The following is a 19,508-nucleotide window of genomic DNA, read 5'->3' as shown; positions in this document are numbered from 1 at the left end:
AGATCAGCCATGACAGCGCCGGAAACCAAGCTTTGCAGGAGCGAACCGTCGTGCTTGCTCCGTCCGCATGATCGGGTCGGCGGGCTGGCACCGTGCGGGACAGGGCACCTCACCGCCGTGACGTTTGTCCCCGTCATCCCTGGTGCTGGCCGCCGATCCCCTCGAACATCGCACGCAGATCGACGGTCGCGCGTGTGCCTATGTCGGAGAAGTTGTCATCAAGCCAGCGGGTCGCCGTCTCGCGGCCCATGTCGCGCAGCATGGTCAGGAAATCCCATTCCACATTCATCTTGGACGAGGCGCCAAGGGGTTTCAATTCGGCCTGGTTCTCGATCACATGCACCCGCACCTGCCGGTAATCCTCGGCCGAGAGCTTGCCCTCGCGGATCAGCCGGTCGACGAAGTCGATCGCGCGAAGTTCCTTGAGCAGGCTGCCGTTGAAGCTGATCTCGTTCATTCGGTTCTGGATATCCATCGGCGTCTTCGGCGCGCCCTTGCGCTCGATCGGATTGACCTGGATCACCACGATATCATCGGTTCCGGTCTCGCCGTGAAACGGAAACAGCGACGGGTTACCCATATAGCCGCCGTCCCAGTAGGGCACGCCGTCGATCTCGACCGCCTGATAGAGGTTCGGCAGGCAGGCCGAGGCCATCACCATGTCCACGGTCAATTCCTCGCGCGGGAAGACCTTGACCTTGCCGCTCTCCACATTGGTGGCCGAGATGTAGAGCTTGAAGGCGGTGCAGTTGCGCACCCTGTCAAAATCTATGCTCTCCTCCACCAGATCGCGCAGAGGATTGCTGTTCATCGGGTTGAGCTGATAGGGCGAGGCAATCCGCGAGAGGGCGTCCATGGCGTGATAGATCGGATTGTTCTCCAGCCCCCAGTTGCCGGTCAGCTTGTCATAGAATGTGCGCTTCAAGGGACTGTTCTTCGCGCCATCACTCATGGCGCGCCAGAAACGATCAAGCGCCGCGCGCCCACCTTCGGAACCGTCGCGGTTGAAGCCTTCGGCCAGCGCCACGGCGTTCATCGCCCCCGCCGAGGTGCCGGAAACCCCGGCGATCCGAAGCCGCCCATCCTCGAGGATGCGGTCCAGCACCCCCCAGGTGAAGGCACCATGTGCGCCGCCGCCCTGCAGGGCGAGATTGACAAGTTTGGTCTTGGGTGCCATGTGATTGGCCCTTCTTGGGTTGGGAATGCGCTGACCGCGCGACACTCAGGTCAGATAGTCGTGCACGACGCGCCCATAAGGCAGCGCCAGATCCGCGATGATATGCTGGCCCTCGACGATGCGGCGTACCGGCAGGTCCGCCACCGGCGCGTTGACATGCGGCACCAGATGCAGCCGCGCGCGCCCGCGCCAAAAGCCCTTGACGGTGATCTCGGTCATCTCGAAGGCGACCAACTCGGCGATCCGGGGCTTTCCGGTGACGCAGGGAATGAGCTTGAGATTGACCGCAGTCTTGGCCAGTTTCCTGGCGCATTCTTCGGGATCGTCGCAGGCGGTCTCGTGCTTGTAGACCATGGTCCCCATCGCCACCCGCTGCCCGGCATAATTGAGCGTCCCGGTCAGCGTGTCCTTTTCCACCCGCAGCGACGGCTCACCCCAGCGTTTGGGAAAGCCCCAGATCTCGCGCCCTGCGGTAATGGGGGGCTCGATGTCGAGAAACATCATCGCGGTGTAGTTGACCGGCTCGCCGTTTAGCAGGCAGGGGATCACGATGCCAGACTCCTGATAGGCGCCGAAGCCGGAACTGTCGGGCATGTCGATCCATTCATAAACCACCGTATTCGAACCATCGGGTTCCAGCGGCTCCGGAACCATTTCGCGAATCGCCTCGGGGTCGCTCTCGTAGATGACATTGAAATATTGCCGGTCGACAAAGCGGTAAGGCCCGTGCGGATAGCTCGGGTTGCCCGCCGGCATGCCGGCGAGCGACAGGATGTCTTCTTTTTTCATGATACGTCTTTCGGTTGTGGTTGGAGGTCACGCGCCAGGACCGCAGTCGATGGAATGCGGTGGATTTTCGGAGCGGTGACCCAGCTTCACGCTCAGGTCGCGCAGGGCGCTGCGCAGCCCTTCCTCGATGACAGGGTGATAGAAGGGCATCTCCAGTGCCGTATCCACATCCATGCCGGTCTGCACCGCCCAGGCCAGAAGATGCGCCAGATGCTCGCCCCGCGGCGCGACCATCTCGGCCCCCAGAAGACGACCCGTGCCGCGCTCACCGTAAATGCGCAGCAGGCCGCAGTTTTGGCGCAGAACGCGGGCGCGGCCCTGATCGGCGAAATCCACCTCACCCGTGGCGAAGTCGCACGCGGCGTCGGACAGGTCGGCAAAGGACGCGCCGACCGTGGCGATGTTGGGATCGGTAAAGACGATGCCCAGCGGCGTGCGGCGGCGGTGGGTCTGCACCTTCGGAAAGCGCCCGGCATTATCACCCGCGATACGGCCGTCATCGGCAGCCTCATGCAGCAGCGGGATGCGGGCCGCGACATCGCCTGCAAAGAAAATGTGGCCGCCTTCCGACTGCATGGTCGCCGGATCGACTTCGGGGGCGCCGCGCTCATCGAGGGTCAGCCCCGAGGCGGCAAGGTCAAGCCGATCGAGCGCCGGTGCCCGGCCCGTTGCGGCCAGAAGCCAGTCGAACCGCTCTTGCCGCACTTGGCCATGCTCCGTGAAGTGCACCACCACCTCATCCCCCTCGCGGGTGACCTCCTGCACATCGGCATCCGGATCGAAGGGCAGATCGGCACCGATGGCGGCGGCAGCAGCGTCGCGCACCGCCGGATCGCTCAGCGGGCCGACGCCCCCTCCCTTGCCAAAGAGCCGCACGCGCACGCCGAGCCGGTGCAGCGCCTGCGCCAGCTCCAGCCCAAGAACCCCGCCGCCGAAGACCGCGACCGCACCCGGCAGATCGGACCAGCCGAACACATCGTCATTGACGATCAGCCGGTCGCCGACAGCGTCGAATATCTTCGGGCGGACCGGAGCCGAGCCGGTGGCGATCACGATGCGCGCGGCGCGCACGGTCTCGCCGGTGTCGAGCCGCAGCAGGTTCGGCCCCTCGAACCGTGCACAGCCCCTGAGGCGGTGCGAGGGGTCGATCGCCTCCACCGCCTCAATCACGAAACCGACAAAGCGGTCGCGTTCGCGCCGCACCCGGCCCATCACCTCCGCCCCGTCAATGCGCGGCGCGGCGGCGTGAACGCCGAACCCGGCAGCCTCGCGCACGGCCTCGGCCGCCTCCGCCGCCGCGATCAGCAGCTTGGACGGCATGCAGCCCACACGCGCGCAGGTGGTCCCGTAGGGACCGCCCTCGATCAGGACGATCCGGTCGGTATGTTTGCGCGCCGCGCGGTAAGCCCCCATGCCCGCCGTGCCCGCGCCGATGATGGCAACATCAACCTCAAGCATGATCAATCCATCCGCCAGCCGTGGCTGACCACGATGCTCTGACCGGTCAGCGCGTTGCTCAGAAAGGTGGCGAGAAACAGCGCGGTGTGCGCCACATCCTCGACGGTGGTGAATTCCTTGTCCACCGTCTCGCCCAGCATGACGGTATTGACGACCTCCTCCTCGGAGATGCCGAGATCCTTGGCCTGTTCGGGAATCTGCTTTTCCACCAGCGGCGTCTTGACGAAGCCGGGGCAGATCACATTGGTCCGCACACCCTTTTCGCCGCCTTCCTTGGCGATGGTCCGCGCCAGGCCCATCAGGGCGTGCTTGGCCGACACATAGGGTGCCTTGAGCGCCGAGGCCTCCTGCGAATGCACCGAGCCCATGTAGAGGATCGTACCCGAGCCCTGCTTGTACATCTGCGGCAGCACCGCTTTTGAGGTCAGGAAGGCACCATCGAGATGGATGGACACGACCTTGCGCCATTCGTCGAAGGAGAATTCCTCGACGCGTTTCACAATCTGGATACCGGCATTCGACAGCAGAATGTCCACCTGCCCATAGGTGTCGATCACCGATGCGATGCCGCGTTGCACGGCGCCCTCATCGGTCACATCCATTTCGACACCCATATGCCCGTCGCCGAGCGACGTCGCGGCCTTTTTCGCCGCATCGAGGTCGATATCGGCGATCGCCACCTTGCCGCCCGCCGCCGCAAAGGTCCTGGCGATTTCAAGCCCGATACCGCTCGCGCCGCCAGTGATGACGCAGATCTTGTGTTCGAGGTTCATGGGTATGGTGTCCTTCTTGACGCTTAAAAGAATGAGCCCGTCATCCGCGCCGCGCGCCGGATGACGGGTGTGTTCGACGGGACCAGCTGTCAGATGTTTCTTCAAGCTGCCAGTTGGCCACGGATCGGATAGTCGTTGTCGCGGATGAACTTCAGCCCATTGGCGAGCCCCTCGAGATCCGGGCGGGCGAACGGCGCGTTCGAGATGTCGACGACCTGCAACAGCCCGTCGCCATTGATCACGAATATCCCCGGTTCGGCAAAGGGACGGTCCGTCTCCTTCTCGGAGCGCGGCTCGGACACATAGAGGCCGAGCGTCTGCATCTGCTCCACCGTCAGGCCGTAGCCCACCGGGACTGTGACGCCGATCTCGTCAGTGAAACTCCGGGCGCGATCCTCGGGATCGCTGGATACGGCCACGATCCCCACCCCTGCCTTGGCGAACTCGGGCGCGGTGCGTTCGAGCTCCGCGAGGTAGGTCTTGCAGATCGGGCAGTGCTGGCCGCGATAGACCACCACCATCTGCCAGTCGTGATCGTCCACCGGTTTGCCAAGGGTCATGTCGCCGCCGCCAAGGCGCGCGACGCTGATCTCGGGCAGGCGTTCACCGGATTTGAGCTTCTTCGTCATGATGATCTCCTTCAATTTGCAGAACTTTCATACTCGGCCTTTCGGTCGCGGCCCAGGCACCGCTCAGGGATGTGCGGTCCCGCGGCCCAGCAACATGCCGTAGACCCAGCCAAGCACCGCACCGAACACGATATGCATCACCAGTGTCATCACCGGGGCCATCATGCCCAACTGCATGCCAAAGAGCCCGGCCCCCGCCATGGGCATCATCGCCACCATCATGATGAGCCAGGCGCCGATGGCGAACACGACACCTCTCAGCCACATCTCCTTGCCGGGCAGGCGCGGCTCGAGTACCGCGAATCCGCCGCCCCAGATAACGGTGCCGATCATGAAGTGAATCGCCCAGCCAATCGCCGTCGACACCCCCATCATCATCGCGATCATACCGATCGGATCCAGTGCCGGCATCAGCCCCATCGCCCCCTTCATGAGCATCAGAAGCGAGAGTACGATAGTGGCCGCAAACCCGGCGAGCAGTCCTTTTGCGATATTGGTCATGGTGATGGCCCTTCCTCTATGTGACATATCCTGTGCCGTGAACGCCGAGACATGTGCTTCGTTCCGTGCGTTCCACGCTTCACACGACAACGTGATGTCGCGCCGCAGAGGATCGGTGCCCGGCATCGACCGGTCGGCAGCAAGCGCCGACCATGGAAACATCGTGCAAACCCGGCTTGGTCGGGGCTATTTCAGTGACAGACATGGGGCTTTGCAGCATTGTTCGACACTACGCATCGGGCTGCCTCGCACCACCATCCAGGCATATCTGCGGACGGCGATTGTTGAACCCCGGTTCCAGTCGCCGGTCCGGTTGCCGAGACGCTGCCAGGCTGGCTGATGGCGCAACAGCGCATGTCGTGCAGGAACCGGCGCACGGCTGTCCGTGCGGACCAGGACACCGGTTCTGAACCTGCGTCTCAATTTGATGAAAGGCACACCGGAAGAGCAGCCGGATTGTGTCCCCGTTCAACTCTCTGCCTGAGACCCCTGAGGCCAATGCCACGCGCGATGCCGGGCTGCGGCGGTCCGAGCAGGTAGCAGTCTCGACATCGATCAAGGAACCTATGCGACGGTTGCGCGTTCAACGGTCATGGAAAGCTTTCGTCAAAAACTTACCAAACCGGTCCACAAATGGGCCTCGAAGACCCTGCCATCGCTTTCGGATACGGAACGCGAGGCGCTCGAAGCGGGCGATGTCTGGTGGGAGGGAGAACTCTTTTCCGGCAATCCCGACTGGTCGAAACTCCAAAGCGTTGCGGCACCGCGGCTGAGCGACGCTGAGCAGGCCTTCATCGACGGGCCCTGTCGTGAATTGTGTGGCATGATCGACGATTGGAAGATCAATCAGGAAGAGGCGGATCTGCCCCCCGAAATATGGGATTATCTGCGCGACAACGGGTTTTTCGGGATGATCATCCCAAAATCCTACGGTGGGCTCGGGTTTTCGGCCTTTGCCCATTCCATGGTAATTCGGTTTCTGTCCACGCGCTCTGTCGCGGTGGCGGTCACCGTGATGGTGCCCAACTCGCTGGGGCCGGGTGAACTGCTCATGCAGTTCGGCACGCAGGCTCAGAAAGACCACTGGTTGCCGCGGCTGGCTCGGGGCGATGAGCTGCCGGCCTTTGGGCTGACCAGCGCCGACGCCGGATCCGACGCCTCGTCGATGACCGACGAGGGCGTGGTCTGCAAGGGCGAGTGGAATGGCGAGGAGGTGCTTGGCATCCGCCTCAACTGGGCCAAGCGATATATCACCCTGGCACCGGTCTGCACCGTTCTGGGCCTGGCCTTCAAGATGCGCGACCCGGACGGGCTATTGGGCGGGCCCGAGGATATCGGCATCACCTGCGCGCTGGTTCCCACCGATCTGCAAGGGGTCGAGACCGGACATCGGCACTTGCCGTCCTCGACCATGTTCATGAACGGTCCGACCACGGGCGAGGATGTGTTCATCCCGCTCGACCATATCATCGGTGGCAAGGACTACGCCGGGCAGGGCTGGACCATGCTGATGAGCGCCCTGGCTGCCGGCCGGGGTATTTCGCTGCCCTCCATGGGCTGTGCGGCGATTGCGCTTTCGGCGCATACCTCAGGCGCCTATGCGCGCATCCGCGAGCAATTCAACCTCCCCATCGGCAAGTTCGGCGGCATCCAGGAGCGATTGGGACGGCTTGCGGCGGATGCCTATGCGATGGATGCCGCGCGGCAACTGACCTGTGCGGGCCTCGACGAAGGCCATGCGCTGTCGGTGATCTCGGCGATCATGAAAACCCACGCGACCTATCGCATGCGAGAGGCCTTGAACGACGCGATGGATGTCCATTCGGGCAAGGCCGTGATCGACGGGCCATCCAACTATCTCTTGCCCTTCTATCGCGCGGTTCCAATCGGCATCACCGTGGAAGGCGCCAATATCGTAACCCGCAGCCTGATCATCTTCGGTCAGGGTGCGATCCGTGCACATCCGCATATGCTGGACAACATCCAGGTACTGGGGCTCGCGGATGAAGAGGACTCGCTGCGGCGCTTCGACGAAAGCCTCTGGGCGCATATCGGCCACACCACACGCACGTTCTTCCGCGCCTGGGGGCGGGCCTGGACGGGTGGCCGCTTTGCCCCCGCGCCCGAGGATGCCGGTGCGGTCGCACCGATCTACCGCCAGCTTGCGCGCTGGTCGGCGGCCTATGCGCTGACCGCGGATTTCGCGTTTCTGACGATGGGCGGGGCGCTCAAGCGCAAGGAAATGATCTCGGGCAGGATGGGTGATGTGCTGTCGGAAATGTACATCCTTTCGGCCACCTTGAAACGCTGGGAGGATGACGGCCGCCGGTCGGAGGATCTGCCGGTGGTGCGCTATGCCGCCGCCCGTGGCTTCAGGGCGATGCATGACGCGCTGGATGGCGTGCTGTCCAATTTCCCGGCGCGCTGGGCGGCAGGTGTCCTGCGGGTCATCACGCTCGCCGGTGGTCCCCCGGCCCTGCCCGATGACAGGTTGACCGAAGCCTGTTCCGATCTGATCTACTCCCCCTCCGAGAGCCGAGACCGCATTGTCGGTCATATCTTCGAAGGCTGCCATGCGGACGAGATCGAATTGCTCAATCGCTGCTATGCGGCGGTCAACGAAGCCGCGCCTCTTATGAAAAAGCTGCGCGATTTGGACAAGACGCCTGAAGAGGCACATGAGGCCGGTGTCGTGAGCGATGCCGATATCGAACAACTGAACGAAATGAATGCGCTGGTCGCCAAGGTGGTGGCAGTCGACGAGTATACGCCCGAGGCGTTCTCGAAACTCTTCCCCGGCCAGCGCTCTCCGGTCGAGAGGGCTGCGAAATGACGGAACGTGCGGTTTATCTGGTCGATGGGGCCAGAACCCCCTTTCTGAAGGCGCGTGGCGGGCCCGGTCCGTTCACGCCTGTCGATCTGGCGGTGCAATGCGGTCGACCTTTGCTGATGCGCCAGCCCTTCGAGAAAACGGCCTTCGATCTGGTGATCCTCGGCTGTGTGAACGTGATCGCCGACGAGATGAACCCGGCGCGTGTCGCGGCGCTGCGCCTCGGAATGGGCGAGCAGATGGTCGCCTTCACGACGCAGATCAACTGTGGCTCGGGGATGCAGTCGATCGATACCGCGTTCCGCTACATCCGCGAGGGCAAGCATGATCTGGTACTGGCCGGGGGCGCCGAGGCCCTGAGCCATGCGCCGCTGGTTCTGCGTCAAAGCGCGGTCGAGTGGTTCGGCGAAATGAACCGCGCCAAGGGGCCCAAGCAGCAGGCGCATGCGCTGACGGGACTGCGGCCGGACTTCTTCAAGCCGGTGATCGGCCTCGAGCGCGGTTTGACGGACCCGATCACGTCGTTGAACATGGGGCAGACCGCAGAGGTTCTGGCGCATCGCTTCGACATCGAACGCGAAACTGCGGATGCCTATGCGATGGACAGTCATCACCGCCTTGCCCATGCGCAAAAGGAAGGCTGGCTGGAGACCGAGGTCATGACCGCCTTTGACAGCGAGAATGGCCAAGTCTACGACCATGATGACGGGGTGCGCCCTGACAACGACATGAAATCGCTGGCCAAACTTTCCCCCGCCTTCGAGAAACCATATGGCAAGGTCACGCCCGGCAATGCCAGTCAGATCACCGATGGCGCGTCCTGGGTGATTGTCGCGTCCGAGGCTGCCGTCGAGAAACACGGCCTGCACCCCTTGGCACGGATCGTCGACAGCGAATGGGCCGGGCTTGATCCGTCGGTCATGGGGCTTGGGCCGGTTCTGGCATCCACACCGCTGGTGATGCGGAACGGGCTGGACCTTGCCGGTGTCGACCTTTGGGAGTTGAACGAGGCATTCGCCGCGCAGGTCCTGTCCTGTATCGCCGCCTGGAACGACCCCGCATTTTGCAGCGATGTGCTGGGGCTGGATCAGCCCTTCGGAGTGATCGACCGTGACCGGCACAATGTCGATGGCGGCGCGATCTCGCTGGGTCATCCGGTCGGCACAAGTGGCAATCGCATCGTGCTGCATCTCGCCAATGCGATGAACCGCAAGGGGGCAAGGACCGGCGTGGCGACGGAATGCATCGGTGGCGGATTGGGTGGCGCGATGTTGCTGGAGGCTGTGGCATGACCAAACCGGTTCTGGAACACATGGGTGAAACCAAGCTGGCGCTCGGGCCGGTCGGCGATAATGCCGACGCGGCGGGCGGCGCAGAATGGCAGAGCGGCGTGGACGCGAACGGCATCGCATGGCTGGTGCTCGATCGTCCGGGTCAAAGCGTCAACACCATTTCGCAAACCGTGCTGCAGGGGCTGTCGGACCATCTGGAGAGGTTGGAAACAGACAGACCGAAAGCGGTCGTGATCCGCTCGGCCAAGCTGGACGGGTTCGCGGCGGGCGCTGATATCACGGGCTTTGACGATCTGTCCGACGAGGGCGCGGAGGACCTCTTGAAACAGGGCCACGATATCCTTGACCGGCTTGCGGCGCTGGACTGCCCGACAATCTGTGTGACCCATGGCGCGGCACTGGGTGCGGGCTTTGAACTGGCGCTGGCCTGCGACTGGCGGATCGCCGTCGATGGTGCGTCATTCGGCTTTCCCGAAGTGAAGCTGGGTCTGCATCCGGGTCTTGGAGGCAGCTTTCGCCTGCCCGCGCTGATCGGTGCGACCGAGGCGCTGACACTGATGCTGACCGGCAAGACCGCGCATACGAAAAAGGCGAAATCGCTCGGCATTGCCGATGTGGTGTGCCCAGAGCGTCATGTCGAAGCCGCCATCGCCGCGATCATCGCGGGCGATGTGCAGCATGACGGGGCGGGCCTTGTGTCGCATGCCTTTAAACTCGCCCCGGCGCGCGCGCTGGCGGCCCGGACGATGCGCGCCAAAACCGCCGAGAAGGCCGCGGCTGAGCACTACCCGGCCCCCTATGCGCTGATTGATCTCTGGGAAGAACATGGCGATGACCCCGCCAAGATGCAGAAGGGGGAAATTGACTCCTTTGCCCGCCTTCTGAAAAGCGAGACCTCGCAGAATCTGCGCCGCGTCTTCTTTCTGCGCCAGAGCCTGAAGGACAAGGCCAAAGGCGAGGATGAGGTCGCGCATGTGCATGTCGTGGGCGCCGGGTCCATGGGGGCCGGGATCGCGGCCTGGGCCGCGTTGAAGGGCAAGTCGGTCACCCTGGGCGATGTCGAGAGCGCCCCATTGGCAAAGGCGGTGAAACAGGCGCGCGACATCTGCGGCGACACGCACCTGACCCGGGCCGAAACCCGGGATGTGCTCGATCAGCTTGTTCCCGATCCGCAGGGATACGGCGTCGCCCGCGCCGATCTGGTGATCGAGGCGGCACCGGAAGAGCCCGACCTGAAACGCAGGATCTTTGCCGATCTGGGGGCCAGAATGAAGCCCGACGCGATCCTGGCGACCAACACGTCGAGCCTGCGGCTCTCGGATCTGGCGGATAAGGCCAAGACACCGGAACACTTCGCCGGGCTGCATTTCTTCAACCCGGTGTCCAAGCTGGAACTGGTCGAGGTTGTCGCGCATGAGAGAACGGCAAAGCCGGTTCTTGACCGGCTCTCGGCCTTTTGCGGTGCCATCGACCGCCTGCCGGTAAGGGTGCGGGACAATCCGGGGTTTCTGGTGAACCGTGCGCTGACGCCCTATTTGATGGAAGCGATGCTCTTGATGGAGGAAGGCGTCGCGAAAGAGGTGATCGACCGCGCCGCCGTCGATTTCGGGATGCCGATGGGACCGGTCGCGCTGGCCGACCAGGTGGGGCTCGATATCTGTCTGCATGTGGCCGAAAGCCTGAAGGACCATCTCGACAAGCCGATGCCCGATATCTCTCCGGCGTTGCACCGAAAAGTCGAGGCGGGCGAGACCGGCAAGAAGGCAGGCACGGGATTTTACGACTGGTCCGATGGCGACCCGACGCCCAAACCCGATGGTGAGGGGCCCGATGATCTGACCGACCGGCTGATCCTGCCGATGCTGGATGCCTGCGTCGAATGCCTGCGCAAGGAGGTTGTGGTCGATGGCGATGAGGTTGACGCCGCGATGATCTTTGCCACCGGTTTCGCGCCGTTCCGAGGCGGGCCGATGCATTATGCACGGACACGCGGGGTCAAGGATGTCGTCGAGAGGCTTTCCGAACTGGCGGGCCGCCACGGCGCGCGGTTCGAGCCGGATGCGGGCTGGTCCGACCTTGGTTGAGCCCGCCCTGACAACGCAGGACGCGGATGATCTGGCCGCAAGGATCATCGCCGATACCGGCGGCGACATCCGGCTGGCGCTGCCACTGGGCCTGGGCAAGCCGGTGACACTGCTGAATGCGTTGACGCGCGCGGCTTGCGATGACCCCGAGGTCAAACTGTCGATCTTCACCGCATTGACGCTGGAACGCCCCGCGCCCCGATCCGATATGGAGAAGCGGTTTCTTGCCCCGGCAATGGATCGCCTCTTCGGGGCATATCCGGAGATCCTTTATGCGCGGATGCTGCGGGATGGTGACCTGCCCGCGAATATAGAGATCCGCGAGTTCTTCCTGCTGGCAGGGCGCTGGCTCGGCGTGGAGCAGATGCAGCAGAATTACATTTCGGCGAATTACACCCATGCGCTCGACGTGTTGGTGGCGCAGAAGCCGAACCTCCTGATCCAGCTTCTGGCACGCGACGGGGCGCGTTACTCGCTGTCGTGCAATACCGATATCACGGCCGATCTTCTGGCCCGTCGCGAGGCGGGGCAGATGGATTTTCGGATGGCGGGCGAGATCAACGACCAACTGCCGTTCATGCCCGGACCCGCAGCCGAGATCGACGCCGAGACATTGGAGTACTGTCTCGATCCGCCCCGGCAATTCGAGCTGTTCTCGGCGGTGCGTCAGCCGGTCTCGACCCGATATCACGCGATCGGCGTGCATGTTGCGGGGCTGATCAAGGATGGAGGAACGCTGCAACTGGGGATCGGCAAGACCGGTGATGCCATCGCCCATGCGCTCATTCAGCGTCAGACGGGGCAATTCTCGCGGATCATGCAGGATCTTGCACCCGGCGGTGCAGCGGAAACCACCGGTTTTGAAACCGGGCTCTATGCCGTGGCGGAAATGCTGGTGGGCGGTCTGCTGGCCTTGTTCGAGGAGGGGCTGCTCAAGCGACAGGTGGAGGGGGCCGCGATTCACGCGGCGTTCTTTGTCGAGGATCGGGAGTTTTATGCCAAACTGCGCGCCATGACGCCCGAGCGGCGTGCACAGATCCAGATGCGCCCGGTCAGTTTCACCAATGCGCTTTACGGCGACGAAGCGGCCAAGCGCGCCGCCCGAACCGATGCCCGCTTCGTCAACAGCGCGATGAAAGCCAGCCTGCTGGGCGCGGTGGCGTCGGATGTGAAAGACGACGGTCAGGTCGTCAGCGGGGTCGGTGGGCAGTTCAACTTTGTCGAGCAGGCCTTCGCGCTCGAGGGCGCGCGCTCGATCCTCACGCTGCCATCGACGCGCGAAAGCGGCGGCAAGACGGTGTCGAATATTGTCTGGGATCTGCCCTTTGCCACCGTGCCGCATCACATGCGCGACATTGTCGTCACGGAATACGGCGTCGCCGACCTGCGCGGCCAGCCCGATCACGAGGTCATTGCGCGGATGCTGGCGATCACCGACGCGCGGTTTCAGGATTCGCTCTTGAAGACGGCGCAGCAGGCAGGAAAGATCGGCAAGGATTTTCGCCTCGGCGCGCGCCGGAACACGCCCGAACGGCTTGAGAAATGGCGCAAGGCGCATCAGGCGAGCCTTCCGGATTTCCCGTTCGGCACCGATTTCGACACACTGGAGCGCCTGTTGCTGCCCGCCTTGGCGCGCTTGGCGCGCGCGCGCCACAGCCCGACCTCCCTCGCCGGGCTGGTTGCGGCAAGCCTGCTGCGTGCCGCCCCCGAGCACGAGCCGGATGCAATGGCGCGCATGGGATTTGACGCAAAGCCCCGTCTGGGTGAGCCGCTGACCGAGCGGGCCCTTCGTGGTGCGCTGCGTCGGGAACAGGCGGGCTGTGACAGCGCCTAGACACATGAGAACGGCGCGGCGTCAATTGACACCAGCATCCTGCGCCTCCTCAAAGCCTTGATGATCCGCATGTGTCTCCAGGAATTCGACGAAGTGCTGTGTCGGGAGCCGCAGGTTTTCGGACGCCCAGACCGCCTCTGTCACCATGACCTCGGCGATGTCGCTGATCGGCAAGGGCACCAGCCGCCCGGTCGCGAAATCGTAGATGCTTTCGGTCAGGATGGTGATGCCCATGCCACAGGAAACCAGACCGAGAATGCCGACGGAATTGAACGCCTCCTGCACGATGCGCGGCTGAAAGCCCGCCTTGCGGCACAGCGGAAACAGGTAATCGTAGAAATGTGCCCAGGCCTCGGCAGGGCCGTGCACGAAATCCTCATCCGCCAGATCCGCAAGCGTAACCGAGGCGCGCGATGCCAGCCTGTGGCCCTCTGGCACGATGCAGATCGGACGGTCGGTCTGCACCACCCGGCTGTCAAATCCCGGCTGCCGCACCGGCCCGGTGACAAATCCGATATCAAGCTTGTCGTCCCGCAACTCCTGAAGTTGTGACGTGGTGACGCCGTGATGCGGGCGTACGGTGATGCCGGGATGCCTTTGGTGAAATTGCTTGAGCAGTTCGGGCAGCGCATCGGCGATGGCGAAATCGGTATAGCCCACCCGCAGCGCGCCCGCCTCGCCGATGCTGACCCGGCGCGTGAGATCAATGGTGGCCTCCATCCCGTTCAGCACACGTTGACCGCCCTCGCGAAAGGCGCGCCCCGCATCGGTCAGGCGCACAAAGTTCTGCGACCGGTCGAAAAGCGTGACCTGCAACTCCGCCTCGAGATGCTGGATCGTGCGGGTGAGCGCCGGTTGCGAGATATGCAGATGCTCCGAGGCGCGTCGGAAATTCAGATCCTCGGCGAGGATCAGAAAATAGCGGATATGGCGCAGACCGATCTTCATGATACCTTTTATGCATCAGAAACTAATCAATTGATATTATACTTGCAGATCCGGCCCGGCTACCCTGACCGGATAACAAAAACAACAATTCCACATCCAACCGGGAGCGATCATGTCACATTCACTCTTTCAGTTCATCGCCGGGCCGCTTGCGGCCCTGACCCTCGTCGCGGGCACGGCCTCGGCGCAAGATGTCACCATCAATCTCGGCTATGCGGCCTCCGAGACCAGCACCTATGCCGTGCTTGCCGACAAGTTCGAGGTGCTGGTCGAGGACTATTCCGAAGGCAGCATCGACGTGAAGGTGCGCTGCTGTGGCCAGTTGATGGGCGAGGATGAGGCATTCAAGGCCATGCAGCTTGGCACCGTGGACATGTTCGTCATCACCGGCAACAACGTCTCGCCGCATTTCCCGCTGATGGACGCGTTCGTGCTGCCCTATATCTTCCAGAACAAGGAGCATGCCTACCGCGTGCTCGAAGGCGAGGTCGGGCGCGACTTTGCCGCGCAGCTTCAAGCGGCGACAAACGTGCACCTGCTGACTTACGGCTTTGTGGGCGACCGCGATTTTTACAATTCCCGCAACCCGATCACCTCGGTCGAGGACATGGCAGGTCTCAAGGTCCGCGTGCCCAAGAACCAAGTCATGATCGACACCTACGCAGAGTTCGGCGCGGCCCCCATCCCGCTGCCCTGGGCCGATACGCCGACCGCGCTGCAGACCGGCACGGTCGAAGGCGCGGATAACGGCACCTCGTTCATCAAGTCGCAGAAGTTCTACGAGATCATGCCCTATTTCACGGTGCTGGAGCATTTCACCTATTTCTCGCCGCTTTTTGCCAGCGACCGCGTGATGAACAAGCTGGATGAAGCCCAGCGCGACGCGGTGATGCGGGCGGCCGCCGAGGCGGGCGTCTATCACCGCAACGAGATGGCCGCACAGACCGACGAAATCCGGGCCTTCCTGATCGGTGAGGGCGGCATGGAAACGGTGGCAATCGACCCCTCCGGCTTTATCGAGGCCGGGCTACGGGTGCAGGATCGCTATGCCGCCGACAAGGGCGAGGCCTTCATCGCCCTCGTGGATGCCATCCGCGCCGAAGCCGAGTAACGCCTCCGAAGCACCGCATGGGGGCAATGCCCCCGTGCCATCAACACCTTCTGGACGGAGGCCGGGGAATGTTGTCCAAGATCGACAGGTATTTCGAAGAGGTGATCTGCACGATCTGCCTCGTGGTTGTGGTGGGCTCGGTCCTTCTTCAGGTGATCTTGCGCTACTTCTTTTCGACCGCCGCCGCCTGGGCCGAGGAGACCGCCGTCTATGGAATGATCTTCGCGGTTTATCTTGGCGCGACGATGGCGGTGCGCGAACGCGCGCATATCCGCATCACCCTGCTGGTCAGCCGCCTGCCACGCGCCGTGCAGGTGGGGGCCGTGGTGCTGGCCGATACGCTCTGGGCCGGGTTCGTGATCTTCATGATCGTGCAGACCACGATCTATACGCAGCTTCTGTTCAACGTCACCTACATGACCCCCGGTTTGGGAATCGAACAGCGATGGGTGCAGATGATCATCCCGATGGCGTTCGGCCTGATGCTGTTTCGCATTCTTCAGGTCTATTGGCGATGGGGCCGTGACGGCTGGAAGGATCTGCCGCTATGAATGGCCCCCTTGTCATGGCTGCCGCCTTCGTCTTTGCGATGGCCATTGGCGTTCCTATTCCCTTCGCCGCCGGGCTGGCCACGGTCGCGGGCCTGCTGATTGCCGACATCCCCCTGACCCTGATGGCGCAGGCGGCCTGGACCGCGTTCGAGCCGTTTCCGCTGGTGACTATCCCTCTCTTCATCCTTGCGGGACAGTTGATGGAACAGGGCGGCATGTCGGAAAAACTGGTCACAATCGCGAAACGCCTTGTGGGTGCCTACAAGGGCGGGATGGGGCTGGTGACGGTGGTGGCCTGCATGTTCTTTGCCGCGCTCTCGGGGTCGGGCCCGGCCACCACCGCCGCCATCGGCTCGATCACCATTCCGGCGATGCAGAAAGAGGGCTATCGCTCGCGCTTTGCCGGTGCCATCGCCGCCTCGGCGGGCGCGCTTGGCAGCATGATCCCACCCTCCAATCTGCTGATCATCTTCGCCTTGGTCACGGATGTCTCCATTCCGCGGCTTTTTCTGGCGGGGATCCTGCCGGGCCTTCTGCTGGGGCTGATGCTGATGGTCGTGGTCTTCGCCATCTCGTGGAAGAACGGCTACGGCGGCACAGAAGAACGGTTTCGTTGGAGCCCGTTGCTCTGGGCATTATGGGATGGCAAATGGGCGGTCTTCGCGCCGGTCCTCATCCTGGGCGGCATCTATGCCGGCATCTTCACCCCGTCCGAGGCGGCGGCGGTCGCGGTGGCTTACGGTCTCTTCGTCGGGCTCTTCATCTATCGCGGCCTGACATGGATCAAACTGCTGCACGCGTTCAAGTTCACCGCCATCGTCATAGGCACGGTGCTGTTCATCCTCGGCTCCACCAAGGCGTTCGGGCAACTGGTCACGATTTTCGACATTCCCAGCGACATCCTCGCGCTCTTTCAGGGGCTGGTCGCCTATCCTTGGCTGATCATGCTGTTCATCGGGATTTTCTATATCCTCGTCGGCATGTGGCTGGAGAGCATTCCGCAGATCATCATCTTTACCGCCGTGTTCTTTCCGCTGGTGACCAGCCTCGGCGTGGACCCGGTGGTGTTCGGCATCTTCACCGTGATGACCTGCGAGATCGGGTTCCTGACCCCGCCCATCGGCGTCAACCTTTTCGTGGCCGCACGGATCAGCAAGACCAGCATCGAGGATATCTCTGTCGGGGTGCTGCCGCTGCTGATCCCCTACATGCTGATGATCCTGCTTCTCGTCTTTTTCTCGGGTTGGGTGACCTGGCTGCCCGATCTCGTCTACGGCCCGCAACTGAGGTAAGCCCATGAAAGAAGTTCCCCTGACCGGCTATACCGACCGCCTCTCGGCGCGGCCGGGCGAAGCGATCGAATTCAAGGTCTCGTCGACCAGCGGCGGCCGCTATCGCGCGCGGCTGGCCCGGTCGATCTGCGCCGATCCAAACCCGGCGGGCGTCGGCATCACCGAAGAGGATGCCAGCGCATGGTTCGCACCGCGCTATCTGCCCGCCCGGCATCAGCCGTTCTTTCCCGGCTCCTATGGTCACAGCGAGGCGGCGATCACGCTTCCCGCGCGAGGAAACGTCATCCTCAGCGCGACGATCCAGCCCACGCATTTCAATGGAAGCGATCAGGCGGTGCTGTCCTGCGGGCCTTTGACCATGGGACTCGACGCGGCGGGCTGTCTTTTTGTCGCGGTTGGCGAGGCGCGGGTCACGTCCCCGGTGCCGCTGCCGCCGCATCGCTGGTCGCAGATCGAGGCGCGGCTGACGGAGGGGCGCGCCACACTTGTCCAGACGGTTCTGGGACATCACAGCCGCGAGACGCATGACACAAGCGGTGCGCTGCCCCGCGCGGCGATCACAGCCCCCGTTACCATCGCCGCGTGTCTGACCAACACAAGAGCGGCGGATTTCTTCAACGGCAAGATCGAGGCCCCGGCCACCGCAGGCCCGGATGGCCCGATCGCGGCCTGGGATCTGGCCGCGGATATCCCGTCAACCCGCGTGTCGGCCCTGACCGGCCCGGCTCTGCGCCTCGTCAACTTTCCCACCCGCGCAACGACCGGCGCGCAGTGGGACGCCTCCGAGATGTGCTGGCGGCACAAGCCCGAGCATTACGGCGCGATCCATTTCCACGAGGACGATATCTACGATTTCGGCTGGCAGACCGATTTCACCCTGACCGTCCCCGAGGACATGCCGTCGGGCGTCTACGTCATGCATATCGAGGGCGATCACGGCAGCGACGCCTTACCGTTCTATATCTGCCCGCCCAAGGGCATGCGGCGCGCCGACCTTTGCGTGTTGATCCCGACCTTCACCTATGTGGTCTATGGCAACCATGCCCGCCCCGATTACGACCCCTCGTGGCAGGGACGTATGCGCGACTGGGGCGCCTATCCGCATAACCCCTCGGAATATCCGGACTATGGCCTGTCGACCTACAATACCCATTCCGACGGGTCGGGCATCTGCCACGCCTCGCACCGGCGGCCGCTGTTCAATCTGCGGCCCGGATTTCTGACCTTCGGGGCAACCGCCTGCTCGGGCCTGCGGCATTTCCCGGCCGACAGCCACCTGATCAGCTGGCTGCATGCCAAGGGCATGGAGTATGATATCATTACCGATCACGAGCTGCATGCCGAAGGGGCCGAAGTTCTGTCGGGGTACAAGGCCGTCACCACCACCACCCACCCCGAATACCACACCGCCGAGACGCTGGACGCGCTGCGCGACTACCGCGATGCGGGTGGCAATCTTCTGTATCTCGGGGGAAACGGATTCTACTGGCGCATCGCCCGGCATACAGAGAATGACAGCCTGCTCGAAATCCGCCGGGCAGAGGACGGTATCCGCGCATGGGCGGCGGAGCCGGGCGAGTATTACAACGCCTTCGATGGCACCTATGGCGGCCTCTGGCGGCGCAGCGGGCGGGCGCCGCAGGCGCTGGTGGGGATCGGCTTTGCCGCGCAGGGCGAGTTTCACGGCGCACCCTATCAGCGGATATGCTTCGATCCGGCCTTCGACTGGCTTTTCGAGGGGGTGACCGACGATCTCTTCGGCGATTACGGGTTCAGCGGCAACGGCGCGGCAGGGTTCGAGCTTGATCATGTCGATCACCGCATCGGCTCGCCGCAGGACCACGTTTTGCTGGCACGCTCCGCGGGCGACAATCAGGCCTTCATGCTGGTCCCCGAAGAGCAGCTGACGCACCTCACGAACCTGACCGGCGGGCCGGAGGAAGACGCCAAACACGCAGATCTGATCTATTTCGACCTGCCAAGAGGCGGATCGGTCTTTTCAGTCGGCTCGATCACCTTTTGCGGCAGCCTCCCGTGGAATGGGTTCGACAATGATGTCTCGCGCCTGCTGGAAAACTACCTGCGCCGAAAGTTGATGGCGCAGCACTAGCCGGGGCCAAGCCCCGGGATGCGCGAAAGATGCGCGAAACCCGCTGGTGGGACGGGGACCGAAGTCCGACCTGGCCACTGAGGTTTCGACCCGCAGACAGATTTCGGGGTCAGACTCATGCTGCGGCCA

General features: G+C 63.3%; 15 protein-coding genes. 8 read left to right on the top strand and 7 right to left on the bottom strand.

From position 1 onward, the window contains the following. Positions 1-133: 133 nt before the first annotated feature. The 6 genes from ACSSV4_RS06140 to ACSSV4_RS06115 all read right to left on the bottom strand — a co-directional run bounded on the left by ACSSV4_RS06140 (position 134) and on the right by ACSSV4_RS06115 (position 5,327). A complete protein-coding gene (locus ACSSV4_RS06140) occupies positions 134-1,177 on the bottom strand; it encodes a patatin-like phospholipase family protein (protein WP_454274108.1) in 1,044 nt (347 codons plus the stop codon). A 45-nt stretch (positions 1,178-1,222) separates the two neighbouring features. Then, the gene (locus tag ACSSV4_RS06135) at positions 1,223-1,966 is read right to left on the bottom strand and encodes an acetoacetate decarboxylase (protein ID WP_454274106.1); all 744 of its coding nucleotides are present in this window, start codon (positions 1,964-1,966) and stop codon (positions 1,223-1,225) included. A gap of 27 nt (positions 1,967-1,993) precedes the next feature. Then, positions 1,994-3,424 (bottom strand): dihydrolipoyl dehydrogenase, encoded by a 1,431-nt coding sequence (locus ACSSV4_RS06130; protein ID WP_454274105.1) that lies wholly within the window; start codon positions 3,422-3,424, stop codon positions 1,994-1,996. A gap of 2 nt (positions 3,425-3,426) precedes the next feature. After that, positions 3,427-4,197, bottom strand: coding sequence for a 3-hydroxybutyrate dehydrogenase (locus ACSSV4_RS06125; RefSeq protein WP_454274104.1), 771 nt, complete (start codon positions 4,195-4,197; stop codon positions 3,427-3,429). Between the two features lie 101 nt (positions 4,198-4,298). Next, complete coding sequence (locus tag ACSSV4_RS06120; protein ID WP_454274103.1) at positions 4,299-4,826, bottom strand: peroxiredoxin-like family protein; 528 nt, start codon at positions 4,824-4,826, stop codon at positions 4,299-4,301. A 63-nt stretch (positions 4,827-4,889) separates the two neighbouring features. Continuing rightward, positions 4,890-5,327, bottom strand: coding sequence for a DUF6789 family protein (locus tag ACSSV4_RS06115; RefSeq protein WP_454274102.1), 438 nt, complete (start codon positions 5,325-5,327; stop codon positions 4,890-4,892). 592 nt (positions 5,328-5,919) lie between these two features. On the opposite strand from ACSSV4_RS06115, the gene ACSSV4_RS06110 reads away from it, so the two are divergent. Genes ACSSV4_RS06110 through ACSSV4_RS06095 form a run of 4 tightly spaced genes read left to right on the top strand, consistent with a single transcriptional unit; the run spans position 5,920 to position 13,367 of the window. Beyond that, entirely contained in the window at positions 5,920-8,160 is a 2,241-nt protein-coding gene (locus tag ACSSV4_RS06110; protein ID WP_454274101.1) for an acyl-CoA dehydrogenase, read from the top strand. Next, positions 8,157-9,449, top strand: a complete 1,293-nt coding sequence (locus tag ACSSV4_RS06105) for an acetyl-CoA C-acetyltransferase (RefSeq protein ID WP_454274100.1) — start codon at positions 8,157-8,159, stop codon at positions 9,447-9,449. Before ACSSV4_RS06110 ends, ACSSV4_RS06105 begins: the two co-directional genes overlap by 4 nt. Beyond that, the gene (locus tag ACSSV4_RS06100) at positions 9,446-11,533 is read left to right on the top strand and encodes a 3-hydroxyacyl-CoA dehydrogenase NAD-binding domain-containing protein (RefSeq protein ID WP_454274099.1); all 2,088 of its coding nucleotides are present in this window, start codon (positions 9,446-9,448) and stop codon (positions 11,531-11,533) included. The genes ACSSV4_RS06105 and ACSSV4_RS06100 overlap by 4 nt, the downstream gene beginning before the upstream one ends. Continuing rightward, positions 11,526-13,367 (top strand): acetyl-CoA hydrolase/transferase C-terminal domain-containing protein, encoded by a 1,842-nt coding sequence (locus ACSSV4_RS06095; RefSeq protein WP_454274098.1) that lies wholly within the window; start codon positions 11,526-11,528, stop codon positions 13,365-13,367. Before ACSSV4_RS06100 ends, ACSSV4_RS06095 begins: the two co-directional genes overlap by 8 nt. Positions 13,368-13,388: 21 nt before the next feature. Here the strand turns inward: ACSSV4_RS06095 and ACSSV4_RS06090 are convergent, their stop codons facing one another. Beyond that, positions 13,389-14,315, bottom strand: coding sequence for a LysR family transcriptional regulator (locus ACSSV4_RS06090; RefSeq protein WP_454274097.1), 927 nt, complete (start codon positions 14,313-14,315; stop codon positions 13,389-13,391). A gap of 112 nt (positions 14,316-14,427) precedes the next feature. Here ACSSV4_RS06090 and ACSSV4_RS06085 point away from each other — a divergent pair, with 112 nt between their 5' ends. The 4 genes from ACSSV4_RS06085 to ACSSV4_RS06070 all read left to right on the top strand — a co-directional run bounded on the left by ACSSV4_RS06085 (position 14,428) and on the right by ACSSV4_RS06070 (position 19,379). Further along, positions 14,428-15,426 carry a TRAP transporter substrate-binding protein gene (locus tag ACSSV4_RS06085; RefSeq protein WP_454274096.1) on the top strand — a complete coding sequence of 333 codons (999 nt, stop codon included), beginning with the start codon at positions 14,428-14,430 and terminating at the stop codon, positions 15,424-15,426. A gap of 68 nt (positions 15,427-15,494) precedes the next feature. Further along, positions 15,495-15,977 (top strand): TRAP transporter small permease, encoded by a 483-nt coding sequence (locus tag ACSSV4_RS06080; protein ID WP_454274095.1) that lies wholly within the window; start codon positions 15,495-15,497, stop codon positions 15,975-15,977. Further along, positions 15,974-17,269, top strand: a complete 1,296-nt coding sequence (locus ACSSV4_RS06075; RefSeq protein ID WP_454274094.1) for a TRAP transporter large permease — start codon at positions 15,974-15,976, stop codon at positions 17,267-17,269. Before ACSSV4_RS06080 ends, ACSSV4_RS06075 begins: the two co-directional genes overlap by 4 nt. Positions 17,270-17,273: 4 nt before the next feature. Further along, positions 17,274-19,379 carry a N,N-dimethylformamidase beta subunit family domain-containing protein gene (locus ACSSV4_RS06070; protein ID WP_454274093.1) on the top strand — a complete coding sequence of 702 codons (2,106 nt, stop codon included), beginning with the start codon at positions 17,274-17,276 and terminating at the stop codon, positions 19,377-19,379. Positions 19,380-19,508 lie beyond the last annotated feature (129 nt).

The organism is Roseovarius sp. MBR-154, assembly GCF_053628595.1.
Note: the sequence above shows the minus strand (reverse complement) of the source record. Positions and strands in the feature narration are given on the sequence as shown.

Bases quoted from the DNA above. Each gene is read 5' to 3' on its own strand.
- ACSSV4_RS06075 (WP_454274094.1), top strand. From the start codon at position 15,974: ATGAATGGCCCCCTTGTCATGGCTGCCGCCTTCGTCTTTGCGATGGCC.
- ACSSV4_RS06110 (WP_454274101.1), top strand. From the start codon at position 5,920: ATGGAAAGCTTTCGTCAAAAACTTACCAAACCGGTCCACAAATGGGCC.
- ACSSV4_RS06120 (WP_454274103.1), bottom strand. From the start codon at position 4,826: ATGACGAAGAAGCTCAAATCCGGTGAACGCCTGCCCGAGATCAGCGTC.
- ACSSV4_RS06105 (WP_454274100.1), top strand. From the start codon at position 8,157: ATGACGGAACGTGCGGTTTATCTGGTCGATGGGGCCAGAACCCCCTTT.
- ACSSV4_RS06080 (WP_454274095.1), top strand. From the start codon at position 15,495: ATGTTGTCCAAGATCGACAGGTATTTCGAAGAGGTGATCTGCACGATC.
- ACSSV4_RS06085 (WP_454274096.1), top strand. From the start codon at position 14,428: ATGTCACATTCACTCTTTCAGTTCATCGCCGGGCCGCTTGCGGCCCTG.
- ACSSV4_RS06135 (WP_454274106.1), bottom strand. From the start codon at position 1,966: ATGAAAAAAGAAGACATCCTGTCGCTCGCCGGCATGCCGGCGGGCAAC.
- ACSSV4_RS06115 (WP_454274102.1), bottom strand. From the start codon at position 5,327: ATGACCAATATCGCAAAAGGACTGCTCGCCGGGTTTGCGGCCACTATC.
- ACSSV4_RS06130 (WP_454274105.1), bottom strand. From the start codon at position 3,424: ATGCTTGAGGTTGATGTTGCCATCATCGGCGCGGGCACGGCGGGCATG.
- ACSSV4_RS06100 (WP_454274099.1), top strand. From the start codon at position 9,446: ATGACCAAACCGGTTCTGGAACACATGGGTGAAACCAAGCTGGCGCTC.
- ACSSV4_RS06070 (WP_454274093.1), top strand. From the start codon at position 17,274: ATGAAAGAAGTTCCCCTGACCGGCTATACCGACCGCCTCTCGGCGCGG.
- ACSSV4_RS06090 (WP_454274097.1), bottom strand. From the start codon at position 14,315: ATGAAGATCGGTCTGCGCCATATCCGCTATTTTCTGATCCTCGCCGAG.
- ACSSV4_RS06140 (WP_454274108.1), bottom strand. From the start codon at position 1,177: ATGGCACCCAAGACCAAACTTGTCAATCTCGCCCTGCAGGGCGGCGGC.
- ACSSV4_RS06125 (WP_454274104.1), bottom strand. From the start codon at position 4,197: ATGAACCTCGAACACAAGATCTGCGTCATCACTGGCGGCGCGAGCGGT.